We start from the raw sequence: 18313 nt of genomic DNA on the forward strand, positions 1-18313 counted from the left end.
AGACGTCCTCGACCTCGCTCACGCCCCCCTTTGGGGCCTCGTCCGCACGGCACAAACCGAATACCCCGACCTCCCTCTCTTCGTCCTCGACTCCGACCGAAGCGACGCTTCCCAGCGTGCTCTCTTCGACCCTCTCCCCGACGACGACAAGCAGCTCGCTCTGCGCAATGGACAACGCCTGGCTCCTCGATTGATGCGTCTGCGTCAGGGCCCCGCGCTTTCCCGCACCATGCATCCCGAAGGCACGGTGCTCATCACCGGCGCGACCGGCACCCTCGGCGCCCTCGTCGCGCGGCATCTGGTCGAAACCCACGCCGTCAAGCACCTGCTCTTGACCTCACGAAAGGGACCGGCAGCACCCGGTGCCGAGGATCTGCGACGCCAGCTCGAAGACGCTGGCGCTTCCGTCACCCTCGCAGCCTGCGACGTCAGCGACCGCTCCGCGCTGCAAGCGCTGCTGGCCACCATTCCCGAGGCTCATCCCCTCACTGCCGTCGTCCACTCCGCAGGCGTTCTCGACGATGGGCTTCTCTCCGGCATGAGCCCCGAGCGCGTCGACCGCGTCTTTGCTCCCAAGGTCGATGCCGCCTGGAACCTGCACGAACTCACCAAAGACAAGGAGCTCTCCGCCTTCGCGCTCTTCTCGTCGCTCGCGGGTGTGCTCGGAGGCGCCGGTCAAGCCAACTATGCGGCCGCCAACACGTTCCTCGATGCCCTCGCGCAGCATCGCCACGCCATGGGACTGCCCGCATCTTCCCTGGCCTGGGGCTTTTGGGCCGACTCGTCGGCCATGACCGCTCACCTTCGCGACGCCGATACCGCACGCATGCGGCGCGCAGGAGTCGTGCCCTTCTCCGCCGAAAAAGGCCTCGCACTCTTCGACAAGGCGCTAGCTCGCTCGGAGCCCGCTCTCGTTACCGCTCTCTTCGATCGCGCCGCTCTTCAGGCGCAGGCTTCCTCTCTGCCCTCTCTCCTCCGAAGTCTCGTTCAGGCGCGCGTGGCACGTCCTACCGCCGCCCGTGCCTCCGCGTCCTCCCTCGCCCATCGCCTGCTCGCGCTTCCTTCCGCCGAGCAACACGCCTTCGTTTTGGAGCTCGTACGCGCCGAGGCGGCGACGGTCCTTGGACTCCCCTCGACCGCTGCGCTCGACCCCCATCGACCGCTGCAGGAGATCGGGCTCGATTCCCTCATGGCCGTCGAGCTCCGTAACCGGATCGCTGCCACCATCGGCCTGAAACTCCAAGCCACGCTTCTCTTCGACTACCCCACTCCCGCCGTACTCTCTCACTTCTTGAGCTCCAAGGTCCTCGGGCGCATCGCCGAGCAACCCGCCGTGCGGGTCGAACCCGCTTCGGATCAAGACCCCATCGCCATCGTCTCGATGAGTTGCCGCTTTCCAGGGGGCGTCTCCTCGCCGGAAGATCTCTGGAGTCTATTGCGCGAAGAGCAAGACGCGATTTCCGTCTTCCCTCGGAGCCGCGGCTGGGATCTCGATGCGCTCGACGAGATGGCACCTCACCACGCCCTCCATGGTGGCTTCCTTCTCGATGCGGACCGTTTCGACCCTGCCTTCTTCGGCATCAGTCCCCGCGAAGCCCTCGCTCTCGATCCCCAGCAACGACTCTTGCTCGAAACTTCCTGGGAAGCTTTCGAACGCGCCGGCATCGACCCCGCCTCTCTTCACGGCTCTCTTACAGGCGTCTTCGTCGGCATCATGTCCGGCGATTACGCCGCTCGCCTTGTCCCCTCTTCCTCTGCTCTGGATGACCTCAAAGGTTTCCTCGGTATCGGTAGCGCCGCCAGCGTTGCCTCCGGACGCATCGCGTACACCTTCGGCCTTCAAGGCCCCACTCTCAGCGTCGACACCGCCTGTTCCTCCTCCCTCGTTGCCATTCATCTAGCTTGCCAAGCACTCCGCCTCGGCGAATGCTCGCTCGCTCTCGCAGGCGGCGTCACCGTCATGGCTACGCCAGCCATGTTCGTGGTGATGGATTCCGAGTCCGCCGGCGCACCCGATGGCCGCTGCAAGTCCTTCTCCGCCGATGCCAATGGCGCCGGTTGGGCCGAAGGCGCGGGCATGTTGCTCCTCGAGAAGCTCTCCGACGCGCTCCGGAACGGGCATGCCGTCCTCGCCGTCATCAAAGGTTCCGCCGTCAATCAGGACGGCAAGAGCCAAGGCCTCACCGCTCCCAACGGGCCCTCTCAAGAGCGCGTCATTCGGCAGGCGCTCGCCAGTGCTCGCCTCTCTCCTCAAGATGTCGGTGCCGTCGAGGCCCATGGGACCGGAACCTCCCTGGGCGATCCCATCGAGGCGCATGCGCTTCTTGCCACGTACGGACAAGCCCATTCCGAAGGCCAGCCTCTTTGGCTCGGGAGTCTCAAGTCCAATATCGGTCATACGCAGGCAGCCGCGGGCGTCGGGGGTGTCATCAAGATGGTCCTCGCGCTGCAGAACGAGCTCTTGCCGAGGACCCTTCACGCCGAAAATCCTTCCCACCATATCGATTGGACGTCCGGCCACATCCGCCTCCTCAACGAGCCCGTTCCCTGGACCGCGAACGGACACGTGCGCCGCGCGGCCGTCTCTTCCTTCGGCATCTCCGGCACCAACGCGCACCTCATTCTCGAAGAAGCTCCGCGCGTCGAGACCTCGCTCGCTCCCGAGGCTTCCTCTCCATCCGTACCGCAGCCCTTCCTCGTGCTCCTCTCGGCCAAGTCCGAACCGGCCTTGCGCGCGCAGGCCGAGCGGCTCCGCGACCATCTCCTCGAGCATCCCGATGTCCACCTCCAAGACGTCGCCTATTCCCTCGCCACCACGCGCGCACTCTTCGACCATCGCGCCGTCTTCGTCGCGCGCGACCGCGACCAGCTCCTCGATTCCCTCCATTCCGTCGCTCTCGCTCAATCCACACACCACGCCGTCCTCGGACAAAATGACACCGGTAGCAAAGTTGTATTCGTCTTCCCTGGTCAAGGTTCCCAGTGGGTCGGCATGGCCCGCTCGCTTCTCGCTTCGTCCTCCGTCTTCCGCGAGCAGCTCGAGGCTTGCGACCTCGTCTTTTCTCCCTACCTCCATGGATCCATCCTCGCGGCGCTTCGCGGAGACGACGGCGCGCCCTCCACCGACCGTGTTGACGTCGTCCAGCCCCTCCTCTTCTCCGTCATGGTCTCCCTCGCCGCGCTTTGGCGCTCCCTCGGGGTCTCCCCCGACGCCGTCGTCGGTCACAGCCAGGGGGAGGTCGCCGCGGCCTTCGTCGCCGGTGCCCTATCGCTCGTCGACGCGGCCAAGATCATCGCCCTGCGAAGCCGCGCTCTGGCGCCCTTCGTCGGCCTGGGAAGCATGGCCGCCGTCGAACTATCGCGAGACCAGCTCGAGCCCTACCTCGCTCCGTTCGGACACCGCCTCGCCGTTGCCGCCGTCAACAGTCCCCGTGCCACCACCGTAGCCGGGGAGCCTGACGCCATCGATGCCTTGCTTCGCCAACTCCGGGTTCGTCAGGTTTTCGCCCTCAAGCTCCGCTCCGACGTGGCTTCTCACTCCGTTCAAATCGACTCCTTGCGCGAGCAACTCTTGCGCGAGCTCGGCGACATTCGACCCCAAAAGGCCCTCGTCCCCTTCTACTCCACCGTCACGGGCTCGCGGCTCGATGGCGACGAACTCGATGCCGCGTATTGGTTCGACAACATTCGCCACCCCGTACTCTTCGGCGACACCATTCTGAGGCTCCTTGAAGAAGAGCATCGCTTCTTCGTCGAGGTGAGTCCGCATCCCATGCTCGGGCTGCCCTTGCAAGAGACGTTCGACGCCGCCTCGAGCGAGACGGCCGTTGCCGTGGGCTCACTCTGGCAAGACGAAGGAGGGATCGAACGTCTGCTGCTCTCGCTCGGCGAACTCCACACGCGTGGCCTGCGCCTCGAGTGGAACTCCATCTTTCCGTCCGCCAAGCCTCGCCGTATCCCTCTACCCACGTACGCATTTCAGCGTGAGCGCTTCTGGCTCGAGAGCACGGCGCATCGCGCCGATGTCTCCGCCGCCGGCCAATCCTCCGCCGAGCATCCGCTCCTCGGTGCCGCCATCACGCTCGCACAAAGCGATGGCCTCTTGTTCACGGGTCGACTCTCCCTCGCCGAGCACCCATGGCTTGCAGGCCATGCGGTCTTCGGCTCCGTGCTCTTGCCAGGCACCGCCTTCGTCGAGCTCGCCCTTCTTGCCGCTCACCGCGTCGGCCTCGACCTCCTCGAGGAGCTCACCCTCGAAGCCCCCCTCTCCCTTCCCGAAACCGGAGCGGTCCTGGTTCAGATGTCCGTCGGCCCTCTCGACGATGCCGGTCGACGCGCCTTGACCATCCATGGACGCGCACGCAAGGCCACCGACGACGTGCCCTGGACCTGCCATGCTCGCGCCACTCTCGCTCTCAGCGCCTCCGAGCCCACGCCGTTCGACCTCCGTGCCTGGCCCCCTCCAGGTGCCGTCCCCGTTCCGCTCGAGGGACTTTACGAAACCCTCGCGGCTTCCGGGTTCGCCTACGGTCCTGATTTTCAAGGCCTCCGCACCGTTTGGAAACGTGGCAACGAGCTCTTTGCCGAAGCCTCTCTCCCACCATCCATCGCCAAGGATGCCTCCCGCTTCGCCATCCATCCCGCACTCCTCGACTCCGCTCTCCACGCCCTTGCGACCCACTCGAGCGAGGGCATCCAGCTCTCACTGCCTTTCTCGTGGAACGATGTCTCCCTGCGGTCCGTGGGTGCCTCCACACTCCGCGTCCGCCTTCTGCAAGGTGAAGGCTCCGTCTCCCTCGCCATCGCCGATGCCATCGGCGAGCCCGTAGCCTTCGTCGAGGCCCTTGCCACGCGCCCCGTCTCCGCCGAGCAACTGCGCGGGAACCTCGACACCCATCGCGATGCTCTGCTTCACGTCTCCTGGACTCCGCTACCCAGCCCTTCCCCCAGCAAGTCCTTCTCCTGGGCTCTCCTCGGAAACGCCGACGTCGACCCTGCGCTCCAGATCCAACGCTACCCCGACCTCGATGCGCTAAGGCACGCGCTCGACCAGGGTGCCTCCACGCCCGACGGCGTCGTCGTTCCCCTCTTCTCCCGCGCATCGGCGAACGTCGTTGCAGACGCGCACCAAGCGACTTCCCACGCCCTCGTCCTGTTGCAGGCCTGGGTAAGCGACGAGCGCCTCGCGTCCACACAGCTCGTCTTCCTGACTTCGCGTGCCATCGCCACACACCTCGACGAAGACGTTCTCGACCTCCCTCACGCGCCCCTCTGGGGCCTCGTTCGCACGGCCCAAAACGAATACCCCGACCTCCCCATCTTCCTCCTCGACTCCGACCAAGGCGTCGTTTCGCCCGAAGTCTTGGCCTCTCTCCCTAGCGACGACAAGCAGCTCGCTCTGCGCGATGGGCAACGCTTCGTTCCCCGATTGATGCGCCCGCATCGACCCGCCCCCGCATCTTCCCGCACTATGAATCCCGAAGGCACCGTGCTCATCACCGGCGCCACCGGCACCCTCGGCGCCCTCGTCGCGCGGCATCTGGTCGAAAACCACGCCGTCAAGCACCTGCTCTTGACCTCACGAAAGGGACCGGCAGCCCCCGGCGCCGATGACCTCCGTCGCCAGCTCGAAGACGCCGGCGCCTCCGTCACACTCACCGCCTGCGACGTCTCCGATCGCTCCGCGCTGCAAGCGCTGTTGGACACCATCCCCGACGCGCATCCCCTCACCGCCGTCGTCCACACCGCGGGTGTCCTCGACGATGGGATTCTCTCCAGCATGACCCCCGAGCGCATCGACCGCGTCTTGGCCCCCAAGGTCGATGCTGCCTGGAGCCTGCACGAGCTCACAAAAGACACGGAGCTCTCCGCCTTCGTCCTCTTCTCCTCCCTCGCGGGCGTCCTCGGTGGCCCGGGTCAAGCCAACTACGCCGCCGCCAATGCCTTCCTCGATGCCCTCGCACAGCATCGCCACGCCATCGGCCTCCCCGCCACTTCCCTCGCCTGGGGCTTTTGGGCCGACTCCTCCGCCATGACGGCGCACCTCCGCGACGCCGATATCGCACGCATGCGGCGCGCAGGCGCCCTCCCCATGTCCTCCGAAAAGGGACTCTCCCTCTTTGACAACGCCCTTGCTCGCTCCGAGCCCGCTCTCGTCACCGCTCTCTTCGATCGCTCCGCTCTCCTTGCCAGCGCGAATGCCCTTCCCGCTCTCTTCCGGGGTCTCGTTCACGCGCGCTCGGCACGTCGCGCCGCTGCCCAGGCCTCCGCTTCCTCCCTCGCCCAGCGCCTGCTCTCTCTCTCTCCAGCCGGCCAAAACGAGTTCGTGCTCGAGCTCGTCCGCGCCGAGACCGCGACGGTCCTTGGACTCCCAACGCCCGATGCCCTCGAGCCGAAACGCCCGCTGTTCGAGCTCGGGCTCGATTCCCTCATGGCCGTCGAGCTCCGCAATCGGCTCGCCTCCGCCACCGGCCTGAAACTCCAGGCCACGCTCCTCTTCGACTACCCCACGCCCGCCGCACTCTCCCACTTCTTGACCTCCAAGGTCCTCGGACGCATCGCCGAGCAACCCGCTGTGCGGCCCGAACTGGCTTCGGACCTCGACCCCATCGCCATCGTCGCCATGAGCTGCCGCTTCCCGGGTGGCGTCTCTTCACCGGCCGATCTCTGGAACTTGATCCGCGATGGCCAAGACGCCATCTCCCTCTTCCCTCAAAACCGCGGATGGGAGCTCGATGCACTCGACGACGACGCACGGGGGCAGGTCAACAAGGGGGGCTTTCTCTTCGATGCCGACCGTTTCGACCCGGCCTTCTTCGGCATCAGTCCCCGCGAAACCCTCGCTCTCGATCCCCAGCAACGACTCTTGCTCGAAACTTCCTGGGAAGCCCTCGAACGCGCCGGCATCGACCCTGCCTCTCTTCACGGCTCTCTTACAGGTGTCTTCGTCGGCATCATGTACAGCGATTACGCCGCTCGCCTTGCCTCCTCTTCTTCCTCCGCTCTGGATGACCTCAAAAACTTCCTCGGCACCGGTAGCGCCGCCAGCGTTGCCTCCGGACGCATCGCGTACACCTTCGGCCTTCAAGGCCCCACCCTCAGCGTCGACACCGCCTGCTCCTCCTCCCTCGTTGCGATTCATCTAGCCTGCCAAGCACTCCGCCTCGGCGAATGCTCCCTCGCTCTCGCAGGTGGCGTCACCGTCATGGCCTCTCCCGCCATGTTCGTGGTGATGGATTCCGAGTCCGCCGGCGCACCCGATGGCCGCTGCAAGTCCTTCTCCGCCGATGCCAATGGCGCCGGTTGGGCCGAAGGGGCGGGCATGTTGCTCCTCGAGAGGCTCTCCGACGCGCTCCGCCATGGGCGCCCCGTCCTTGCCGTCATCAAGGGCTCCGCCGTCAATCAGGACGGTAAGAGCCAAGGCCTCACCGCTCCCAACGGGCCCTCTCAAGAGCGCGTCATTCGGCAGGCGCTCACCAGCGCTCGCCTCTCTCCTCAAGATGTCGATGCCGTCGAAGCCCACGGCACCGGCACCACCCTGGGCGATCCCATCGAGGCCCACGCGCTTCTCGCCACCTATGGAGAGGCCCATTCCAAAGACAATCCGCTTTGGCTCGGAAGCCTCAAGTCCAATATCGGCCATACCCAGGCGGCCGCCGGCGTCGGGGGCGTCATCAAGATGGTTCTCGCTCTCCAGAACGAGCTCTTGCCGAAGACCCTTCACGCGCAAAATCTTTCCCCGCACATCGATTGGTCTTCCGGCTCTCTCCGCTTGCTCAACGAGCCCGTTCCCTGGACCGCCAACGGACACCCGCGTCGCGGCGCCGTCTCCTCCTTCGGCATCTCCGGCACCAACGCGCACCTCATTCTCGAAGAGGCTCCGCACTCCGATAGCTCGCTCGCTTCAGAGGCTTCCTCGGCCCCCGTACCGCAGCCTTTGCCTTTGCTCCTGTCGGCCAAGAGCGAGCCGGCTTTGCGCGCTCAGGCCGAGCGCCTCCGCGACCACCTCCTCGAGCATCCCGACGTCCTTCTCCACGACGTCGCTTATTCCCTCGCCACCACGCGCGCTCACTTCGACCACCGCGCCGCGATCGTCGCGCGCGATCGCGACCAGCTCCTCGATTCCCTCCAATCCATCGCTCTCGCTCAATCCTCGCACTCCGCCGTCCTCGGGCGCCGCGACACCTCCGACGGCAAGCTCGTCTTCGTCTTCCCGGGTCAAGGCTCGCAATGGGACGGCATGGCCCGAGACCTGCTCGAAACCTCCTGCGTCTTCCGCGAGCAACTCGAAGCCTGCGAACGTGCTCTCGCTCCCTACGTCGATTGGTCTTTGCTCTCGTTGCTCCGCGCATCCGGCGGAGATGGGACGGCGGACGAAGGCTCTCGTGCGTCCCTCGACCGGGTCGATGTCGCACAGCCCCTTCTTTTCGCGGTCATGGTGTCGCTGGCCGCCTTGTGGCGCTCGCTCGGTGTTCAGCCGGACGCGGTCGTTGGTCACAGCCAAGGGGAGGTCGCCGCCGCCTGCGTGGCCGGCGCGCTCTCACTGGAGGATGCCGCCAAAGTGGTCGCCCTGCGCAGCCGCGCTCTGCTCGATCTTGCCGGCAAAGGCGCCATGGCTGCCGTGGACCTCGGCGTGCGCGAGCTGGCTCCTTATCTCGAGCCGTTCGGCGAGCGGCTCTCCGTTGGCGCCATCAACAGCCCCCGCGCCTCGTTGCTCTCGGGCGATCCACAGGCCATCGATGCGCTGCTGAAGGTCCTCGCGACCGCGCACGTCTATGCACAGAAAGCTCGCGCCGATCACGCCTCCCACTGCGCTCTGGTGGACTCGCTCGAAGGCGAGCTTGTGTCGGCTCTCGCCACCATCCGCCCCCGTCCGTGCAGCATCCCCCTCTATTCCACGGTGACCGGCGCCCCCATCGCCGGAACCGACCTCGATGCAGGCTATTGGTTCCGCAATCTCCGGCAACCCGTTCGCTTTTGGGACGCCACAGACTGTCTTCTGAGCGACGGACATCGCTTGTTCGCAGAGATCAGTCCTCACCCGGTGCTCGCGCTCGCGTTGCACGAGACGCTCGAGAGCGCGCACCTCGAAGGAGCTGTCGTCGGTTCTCTGCGGCGGGGTGACGGGCGCTTGGAGCGCGTCATGCTCGCGTTGGGCGAGCTTCATACCCGCGGCTACCGCCTCGATATGGGCGCTCTTTTCGGTTCCTTCGAGCCGCGCCGTGTTCCCTTGCCCACGTACGCCTTTCAGCGTGAGCGCTTCTGGCTCGAGAGTACGGCGCAACGCGCCGATGTCTCCGCCGCCGGGCTGTCCTCCGCCGAGCATCCGCTCCTCGGGGCCGTCGTTTCGCTCGCCCAGAACGATGGCTTCTTGTTCACAGGGAAGCTCTCTCTCGCCGAACATCCCTGGCTTGCTGGGCATGCCGTCTTCGGTTCTGTGCTCTTGCCAGGCACCGCCTTCGTCGAGCTCGCACTTCTCGCCGCACATCGCGTCGGGCTCGAGCGCATCGAGGAGCTCACCCTCGAAACGGCCCTCTCGCTTCCCCAAACGGGCGCCGTCGTGATTCAGGTGTCCGTCGGCCCCCTCGATGATGCCGGTCGACGGGGCTTGAGCATCCATGGCCGTGCCCATGACGCCTCCGACGATGTGCCCTGGGTGTGTCATACGCGCGGAATGCTGGCTCCCAGCACCGCCGAGTCCACGCCCTTCGACCTCCGTGCCTGGCCCCCTCCGGGTGCCGTCCCCGTTCCGCTCGAGGGACTCTACGAAACCCTCGCGGCTTCCGGGTTCGCCTACGGTCCTGATTTTCAAGGCCTCCGCACCGTTTGGAAACGTGGCAACGAGCTCTTTGCCGAAGCCTCTCTCCCACCATCCATCGCCAAGGATGCTTCCCGCTTCGCCATCCATCCCGCTCTCCTCGACTCCGCTCTCCACGCGCTTGCAGCCCACTCGAGCGAAGGCATCCAGATCTCAATGCCTTTCTCGTGGAACGATGTCTCCCTGCGGTCCGTGGGTGCCTCCACGCTCCGCGTCCGCTTTCAGCAAGGTGAAGGCTCCGTCTCCCTCGCCATCGCCGATGCCATCGGCGAGCCCGTCGCCCTCGTCGAGGCTCTTGCCACGCGCCCCGTCTCCGCCGAACAACTGCGCGAGAGCCTCGACGCCCATCGCGATGCACTGCTTCACGTCGCCTGGACTCCGCTACCCAGTGCTTCGCCTCGCAAGTCCCTCACCTGGGCTCTTTTGGGAACCGGCAACGTCGACTCCGCGCTCGAAGTCCACCACGTCCAACGCTACCCCGACCTCGATGCACTAGGGCACGCGCTCGACCAGGGTGCCTCCGCGCCCGACGGCGTCGTCGTTCCCCTCTTCTCCCGCGCATCGGCGAACGTCGTTGCAGGCGCCCACGACGCGACCGCACTCGCACTCGCGCTTTTGCAGGCCTGGGTAAGCGACGAGCGCCTCGCGTCCACCCAGCTCGTCTTCCTGACTTCGCGTGCCATCGCCACCCACACCGACGAAGACGTCCTCGACCTCCCTCACGCGCCCATCTGGGGACTCGTCCGTTCCGCTCAGAACGAATACCCCTACCTCCCCATCTTCCTCCTCGACTCCGACCAAGGCGTCGTTTCGCCCCAAGTCTTCGCCCCTCTCCCCGGCGACGACAAGCAGCTCGCTCTGCGCGACGGTCAACGACTCGTCCCGCGATTGATGCGCCCGCATCAACCCGGCCCCGCATCTTCCCGACCCATGAATCCCGAAGGCACCGTGCTCATCACCGACGCCAACGGTACCCTCGGTGCTCTCGTCGCGCGGCATCTCGTCGAAAACCACGCCGTCAAGCACCTGCTCTTGGCCTCCCGTAAGGGCCCTGCTGCTCCCGGTGCCGATGACCTCCGACGCCAGCTCGAAGACGCCGGCGCCTCCGTCACGGTCACCGCCTGCGACGCCTCCGATCGCTCCGCTCTCCGAGCCCTGTTGGACACCATCCCCGACGAGCATCCCCTCACCGCCGTCGTCCACACCGCCGTCGTCCGCACCGCCGGCATCCTCGACGATGAACTTCTCTCCAGCATGACCCCCGAGCGCGTCGACCTCGTCTTCGCCCCCAAGGTCGATGCCACCTGGAATCTGCACGAGCTCACCAAAGACAAAGAGCTCTCCGCTTTCGTCCTTTTCTCGTCGCTCGCGGGCGTCCTCGGAGGCGCCGGTCAAGCCAACGACGCCGCCGCCAATGCCTTCCTCGATGCGCTCGCACAGCATCGCCACGCCATCGGTCTCCCCGCTTCTTCCCTGACCTGGGGCTTTTGGGCGGACTCCTCCGCCATGACCGCTCACCTCCGCGACGCTGATACCGCACGTATGCGCCGCGCAGGAGTCCTGCCTCTCTCGGCTGAAAAGGGACTCGCGCTCTTCGACAAGGCGCTAGCTCGCTCCGAGCCCGCTCTCGTCACCGCTCTCTTCGATCGCGCGGCTCTCCACGCTCAGGCTTCCTCTCTGCCCTCTCTCTTCCGAGGACTCGTTCACGCGCGCGCGGCACGTCCTACCGCCGCCCAGGCCTCTGCTTCCTCACTCGCCCACCGCCTACTCGCACTCGCTCCCCCCGAGCAACATGCCTTCGTCTTGGATCTCGTCCGCACCGAGACGGCGACGGTCCTTGGACTGCCCTCGACCGCTGCGCTCGAACCCCATCGACCGCTGCAGGAGCTCGGGCTCGATTCCCTCATGGCCGTCGAGCTACGCAACCGGCTCGCCTCCGCCACCGGACTGAAGCTCCAAGCCACGCTCCTCTTCGACTACCCCACTCCGGCGACCCTCTCGCAGTTCTTGACCACCAAGATCCTGGGACGCACCGCCGAACAACCGGCGGTGCGGATCGAGCCCGCCTCGGACCAAGAGCCCGTCGCCATCGTCGCCATGAGTTGCCGCTTTCCGGGTGGCGTCTCCTCCCCAGAAGACCTCTGGAGCCTGGTGAGCAAAGGCCATGATGCCATTTCCGCCTTCCCTCAGAACCGCGGCTGGGATTTCGATTCGCTCGATGAGACGGCACCTCACCACGCCCTCCACGGTGGCTTCCTCCTCGATGCCGACCTTTTCGACCCCGCCTTCTTCGGCATCAGCCCACGCGAAACGCTCGCACTCGATCCTCAGCAACGTTTGCTTCTCGAAACTTCCTGGGAAGCCTTGGAGCGCGCAGGAATCGATCCCGCATCTCTCCAAGGGAGTCCCACGGGGGTCTTCGTCGGTATTAGCCAAGTTGACTACGCCAGCCGGCTGGGGCCATCCGCCACGTCCCTGGAGGACGTTAAGATCTATCTCGGCACGGGCAACACGGCGAGCGTCGCCTCGGGCCGCATCGCCTATACCCTGGGCTTGGTAGGTCCCGCCCTCAGCGTGAACACGGCGTGCAGCTCCTCGCTCGTCGCCATTCATCTCGCCTGCCAAGCGCTCCGTCACGGTGAATGCTCGCTCGCTCTTGCCGGCGGCGTCACCGTCATGGCCTCTCCCGCCATGTTCGTGGTGTTGGATTCCGAGAGCGCAGGCGCACCCGATGGCCGCTGCAAGTCCTTCTCCGCCGATGCCAATGGCGCCGGTTGGGCCGAGGGCGCGGGCATGTTGCTCCTCGAGAACCTCTCCGACGCTATCCGCAATGGGCACCCCGTCCTTGCCGTCATCAAGGGCTCCGCCGTCAATCAGGACGGTAAGAGCCAGGGGCTCACCGCTCCCAATGGGCCCTCTCAAGAGCGCGTCATTCGGCAGGCGCTCGCCAGCGCTCGACTCTCTCCTCAAGATGTCGACGCCGTCGAAGCCCACGGCACCGGCACCACCTTGGGCGACCCGATCGAGGCCCACGCGCTTCTCGCGACCTATGGAGAGGCCCATTCCAAGAACACGCCACTCTGGCTCGGGAGCCTCAAGTCCAATATCGGACATACGCAGGCAGCCGCCGGCGTCGGGGGTGTCATCAAGATGGTCCTCGCGCTTCAGAACGAGCTCTTGCCAAGGACCCTTCACGCCGAAAATCCTTCCCACCACATCGATTGGGCTTCCGGCTCTCTCCGTTTGCTCAACGAGCACGTTCCCTGGACCGCGAACGGACACCTGCGTCGCGCGGCCGTCTCCTCCTTCGGCATCTCCGGCACCAACGCGCACCTCATTCTCGAAGAAGCTCCGTACTCCGATAGCTCGCTCGCTCCAGACGCCTCCACTCCACCCGCACCGCAGCCCTTGCCCGTGTTCCTCTCGGCCAAGTCCGAACCGGCCTTGCGCGCTCAGGCCGAGCGCCTCCGTGACCACCTCCTCGAGCAGGCCGATGTCCCTCTCCACGACGTCGCCTATTCCCTCGCCACCACGCGCGCTCACTTCGACCACCGCGCCGCCCTCGTCGCGCACGACCGCGACCAGCTCCTCGATTCCCTCCATTCCGTCGCTCTCGCTCAATCCACACACCACGCCGTCCTCGGGCGCCGCGACACCTCCGATGGCAAACTCGTCTTCGTCTTCCCGGGTCAAGGTTCCCAATGGGATGGCATGGCCCGAGACCTGCTCCAAACATCCCCGCCTTTCCGCGAACAGCTCGAAGCCTGCGATCGCGCTCTCGCCCCCCATATCTCCTTCTCCCTTCTCCCTTTCCTCCGCGGCGAGCTCGGCTCCGACTGGCTCGATCGCATCGACGTCGTCCAGCCGGCTCTCTTCGCCGTCATGGTCTCCTTGGCCGCCTTGTGGCGCTCCTTTGGCATCCTCCCCGACGCCGTCGTCGGCCACAGCCAAGGTGAAGTCGCTGCTGCCTTCGTCGCGGGCGCCCTCTCCCTCGAAGATGCCGCAGCCGTCGTCGCCCTCCGCAGCCGCGCTCTCGTCAAACTCGCAGGCCTGGGTGCCATGGCCGCCGTCGAGCGGGGGGTCGACGCTCTCCAGCCTCTCCTGGCTCCCTTCGGGCAGCGCATCGCCGTCGCCGCCATCAACAGTCCCCAGGCCACCCTCCTCTCCGGCGACGTCGAGGCCATCGACGAGCTCCTCCTATCTCTCGCCAACGCTCAGATCTTCGCTCGCAAAGTTCGCGTCGACTACGCCTCCCATTGCGCCCACGTCGACGCCATCAAGGACGAGCTGCTCCAAAACCTCGCGCCCATCACGCCTCGCGCTGCCAGCATCCCTCTCTATTCCACCGTCACGGCTACGACGGTCGAGGGCTCCGAGCTCGACGCCACCTATTGGTTCCAAAATCTCCGCCAAACGGTGCGCTTTGCGGAGGCCACCGACAAGCTTCTCCTCGACGGGCATCGTTTCTTCGTCGAGGTCAGCCCCCATCCCGTCCTCAACGTCCCTCTCCTCGCTTCCCTCGAGCGCTCCGCCACGGAGACCGTGGTCGTCCCCTCCCTCCGTCGCGACGAAGGGGCTCTCTCTCGCTTTCTTCTCTCGCTCGGAGAGCTCTATGCGCGGGGGCGCTCGCTCGATTGGAGCCTCGTTCTCCCCAAGGGTCGTCGCGTCCCCTTGCCCACGTACGCCTTCCAGCGCGAGCGCTTCTGGCTCGAGAATACGGCCCAACGCGCCGACGTCCATTCCATCGGCCAATCCTCGGCCGAGCATCCACTCCTCGGTGCCGCCATCGCGCTCGCGCAGAACGATGGGCTCTTGTTCACGGGTCGACTCTCCCTCGCCGAGCACCCATGGCTTGCAGGCCATGCGGTCTTCGGCTCCGTGCTCTTGCCAGGCACCGCCTTCGTCGAGCTCGCGCTCCTTGCCGCTCACCGCGTCGGGCTCGACCTCCTCGAGGAGCTGACCCTCGAAGCCCCCCTCTCCCTTCCCCAAACGGGCGCCGTCCTGATTCAGATGTCCGTCGGCCCTCTCGACGATGCCGGTCGACGCGCCTTGACCATCCATGGCCGCCCCCACGATGCCACCGACGATGTGCCCTGGACCTGCCATGCTCGCGCCACTCTCGCTACCGGCAGCACCGATTCCATGGGCTTCGACCTCCGCGCCTGGCCTCCTCCGGGCGCCATCGTCGTCCCGATCGAGGGACTCTACGAAACGCTCGCAGCTTCCGGGCTCGTCTACGGTCCCGATTTTCAGGGCCTCCGCGCCGTTTGGAAACGTGGCAACGAGCTCTTTGCCGAAGCCTCTCTCCCACCATCCATCGCCAAGGATGCCTCCCGCTTCGCCATCCATCCCGCTCTCCTCGACTCCGCTCTCCACGCCCTTGCGGCCCACGCGAGCGAGGGCATCCAGCTCTCACTTCCTTTCTCGTGGAACGATGTCTCCCTGCGAACCGTGGGCGCTTCCACCCTCCGCGTCCGCCTTCTGCAAGGTGAAGGCTCCGTCTCCCTCGCCATCGCCGATGCCATCGGCGAGCCCGTCGCCTGCGTGGAGTCCCTTGCCACCCGCCCCGTCTCCGCCGAGCAACTGCGCGAGAGCCTCGATGCCCACCGCGATGCACTGCTTCATGTCGCCTGGACTCCGCTACCCAGTGCTTCGCCTCGCAAGTTCCTCACCTGGGCTCTCCTGGGAACCGGCAACGTCGACTCCGCGCTCGAAGTCCACCACGTCCAACGCTACCCCGACCTCGATGCACTAGGGCACGCGCTCGACCAGGGTGCCTCCGCGCCCGACGGCGTCGTCGTTCCCTTCATCTCCCCCGCATCGGCGAACGTCGTTGCAGGCGCCCACGACGCGACCGCACTCGCACTCGCGCTTTTGCAGGCCTGGGTAAGCGACGAGCGCCTCGCGTCCACTCAGCTCGTCTTCCTGACTTCGCGTGCCATCGCCACCCACACCGACGAAGACGTCCTCGACCTCCCTCACGCGCCCATCTGGGGTCTCGTCCGCTCCGCTCAGAACGAATACCCCGACCTCCCCATCTTCCTTCTCGACTCCGACCGAACCGACGCTTCCCTCTCCGAAGTCTTCGCCCCTCTCCCCCGCGACGACAAGCAGCTCGCTCTGCGCGACGGCCAACGACTCGTCCCGCGACTGGCCAAACCGCGCGCCGACCAGGCGCTGGTCATCCCGCCCGATTCCTCCTGGCACCTGCACATTCATCCCAAAGGGAGCTTCGACGCTCTCGCGTTCATCCCTCAGACTCCGACGCCTCTCTCGGAGGGACAAGTCCGCATCGACGTGCGCGCTGCTGGACTCAATTTCCGCGACATCATCGTCTCCCTCGGCATGTTCCCGGGCGACCCGGGGCAGCTCGGCGGCGAAGGTGCTGGCGTCGTCACCGAAGTGGGTCCCGGCGTCCTCGACCTTTCCGTCGGCGATCGCGTCATGGGTCTGTTTCCCTCGGCCTTCGCCCCCACCGCCATCGCCGATGCGCGCATGCTCGTCCCCGTGCCCGATGGGTGGTCCTTCACCCAAGCTGCCAGCGTCCCGATTGTCTTCCTCACTGCCTATTACGGGCTGGTAGACCTCGCGCATCTCCAGCCAGGTCAGCGCGTTCTCGTCCACGCCGCCGCCGGTGGCGTTGGTACGGCCGCCGTCCAGATTGCTCGCCACCTTGGAGCCGAAGTCTTCGCCACGGCCAGCCCGGCAAAGTGGAACCACCTGCGCGACCTTGGGTTCGATGACGCTCATCTCGCCTCCTCCCGCACCCTCGACTTCGAAGCACACTTTCTCGATGCCACCCAAGGCCGCGGGATGGACGTCGTACTCGACTCGCTGGCGCGCGAGTTCGTCGACGCCTCGTTGCGCCTCTTGCCCCGCGGGGGGCGCTTCATCGAGATGGGCAAGACCGACATCCGCGATCCCGACGCGGTCCGCCTCGCCCATCCAGATGTCCTCTACCGCGCCTTCGACCTCGTGGAAGCAGGGACTGAACGCATTCACCAGATGCTTACGGACCTTCTCGCTCTGTTCGAGCGCGGGATCTTGCATCCGCCTCCCGTCACCGTCTGGGATGTTCGTCGCGCACCGCATGCCTTCCGAGCTCTCGCCCGCGCACACCACGTCGGAAAGTTCGTGCTTTCCCTGCCTCGGCCTCTACATCCTGAGGGCACGGTGCTCATCACCGGAGGGACGGGCGCCCTCGGCGCCCTCGTCGCGCGGCATCTGGTCGATGCCCACGCCGTCAAGCACCTGCTCTTGACCTCACGAAAGGGACCGGCGGCCCCCGGTGCCGATGACCTCCGTCGCCAGCTCGAAGACGCCGGCGCCTCGGTCACCCTCGCGGCATGCGACGTTTCCGATCGCTCCGCGCTGCACGCGCTGTTGGACGCCATCCCCGAGGCCCATCCCCTCACCGCCGTCGTCCACACCGCGGGCGTCCTCGACGATGGGCTTCTCTCCGGCATGACCCCCGAGCGCCTCGACCGCGTCTTGGCCCCCAAGGTCGATGCCGCCTGGAACCTGCACGAGCTCACCAAGGACAAGGATCTCTCCGCCTTCGTCCTCTTCTCCTCTTTCTCGGGCGTTCTTGGGGCTGCCGGTCAGTCCAACTACGCGGGGGCCAATACGTTCCTCGATGCCCTCGCGCAGCGTCGCCACGCCATCGGCCTCCCCGCTTCTTCCCTAGCCTGGGGCTCTTGGGCCGACTCCTCGGCCATGACCGGCCACCTCCGCGACGCCGATACCGCACGCATGCGCCGCGGAGGACTCCTCCCGATGTCCTCCGAAAAGGGTCTCGCGCTCCTCGATACGGCGCTGGCTCGCTCGGAGCCTGCACTCGTCACCGCTCTCTTCGATCGCTCCGCTCTCCTGGCCAACGCGAATGCCCTTCCCGCTCTCTTCCGAGGTCTCGTTCAGGCGCGCGCGGCACGTCCTACCGCCGCCCAGGCCTCTACTTCCTCACTCGCCCATCGCCTGCTCGCACTCTCTTCGCACGAGCAACATGCCTTTATCTTGGATCTTGTCCGCTCCGAGACGGCGACGGTCCTTGGACTCCCCTCGACCGCAGCGCTCGAACCTCATCGACCGCTGCAGGAGCTCGGGCTCGATTCCCTCATGGCCGTCGAGCTCCGCAACCGGCTCGCCGCCGCCACCGACCTGAAACTCCAAACCACTCTCTTGTTCGATTATCCAGCTCCTGCGGCGCTCTCTGGGTTCCTCCAACAACGGCTGTTGGAGCAGGGGGAACACGACGCTTTTCAAATCCCGGCCGAACTCGACAAAATCGAAGCCACGCTTTCGTCGCTCTATGAAAATAAAAATACCCGTGAAGGGCTCATGGCGCGCCTGCAAACGCTTTTCACGAAGTGGAAGTCCAGAGATGCGTCTACCGACGTGGCCGTGACGAGCGAGCTCGGAACCGTGACCAATGAGGAACTTTTGGCCCTGTTCGACAGCGAAATCCTGCGCAGCGAGGAAATCTCGACATGACAAACA

1 protein-coding gene (running past one end of the window) is annotated in these 18313 nt (G+C 66.0%); it reads left to right on the forward strand.

The window, feature by feature from the left end; genetic code table 11:
- Window positions 1–18307, forward strand: the 3' portion of a protein-coding gene (locus LVJ94_21620) for an SDR family NAD(P)-dependent oxidoreductase (GenBank protein WXB09817.1). Its footprint begins 9251 nt before the window's first position; 18307 of the gene's 27558 nt are visible here — the last part of the coding sequence; its start codon lies beyond the left edge, outside the window; its stop codon occupies window positions 18305–18307.
- The last annotated feature ends 6 nt before the right edge of the window (window positions 18308–18313 follow it).

The sequence above is a fragment of the Sorangiineae bacterium MSr11367 genome (assembly GCA_037157805.1).
Taxonomy (GTDB): Bacteria; Myxococcota_A; Polyangia; order Polyangiales; family Polyangiaceae; genus Pendulispora; species Pendulispora rubella.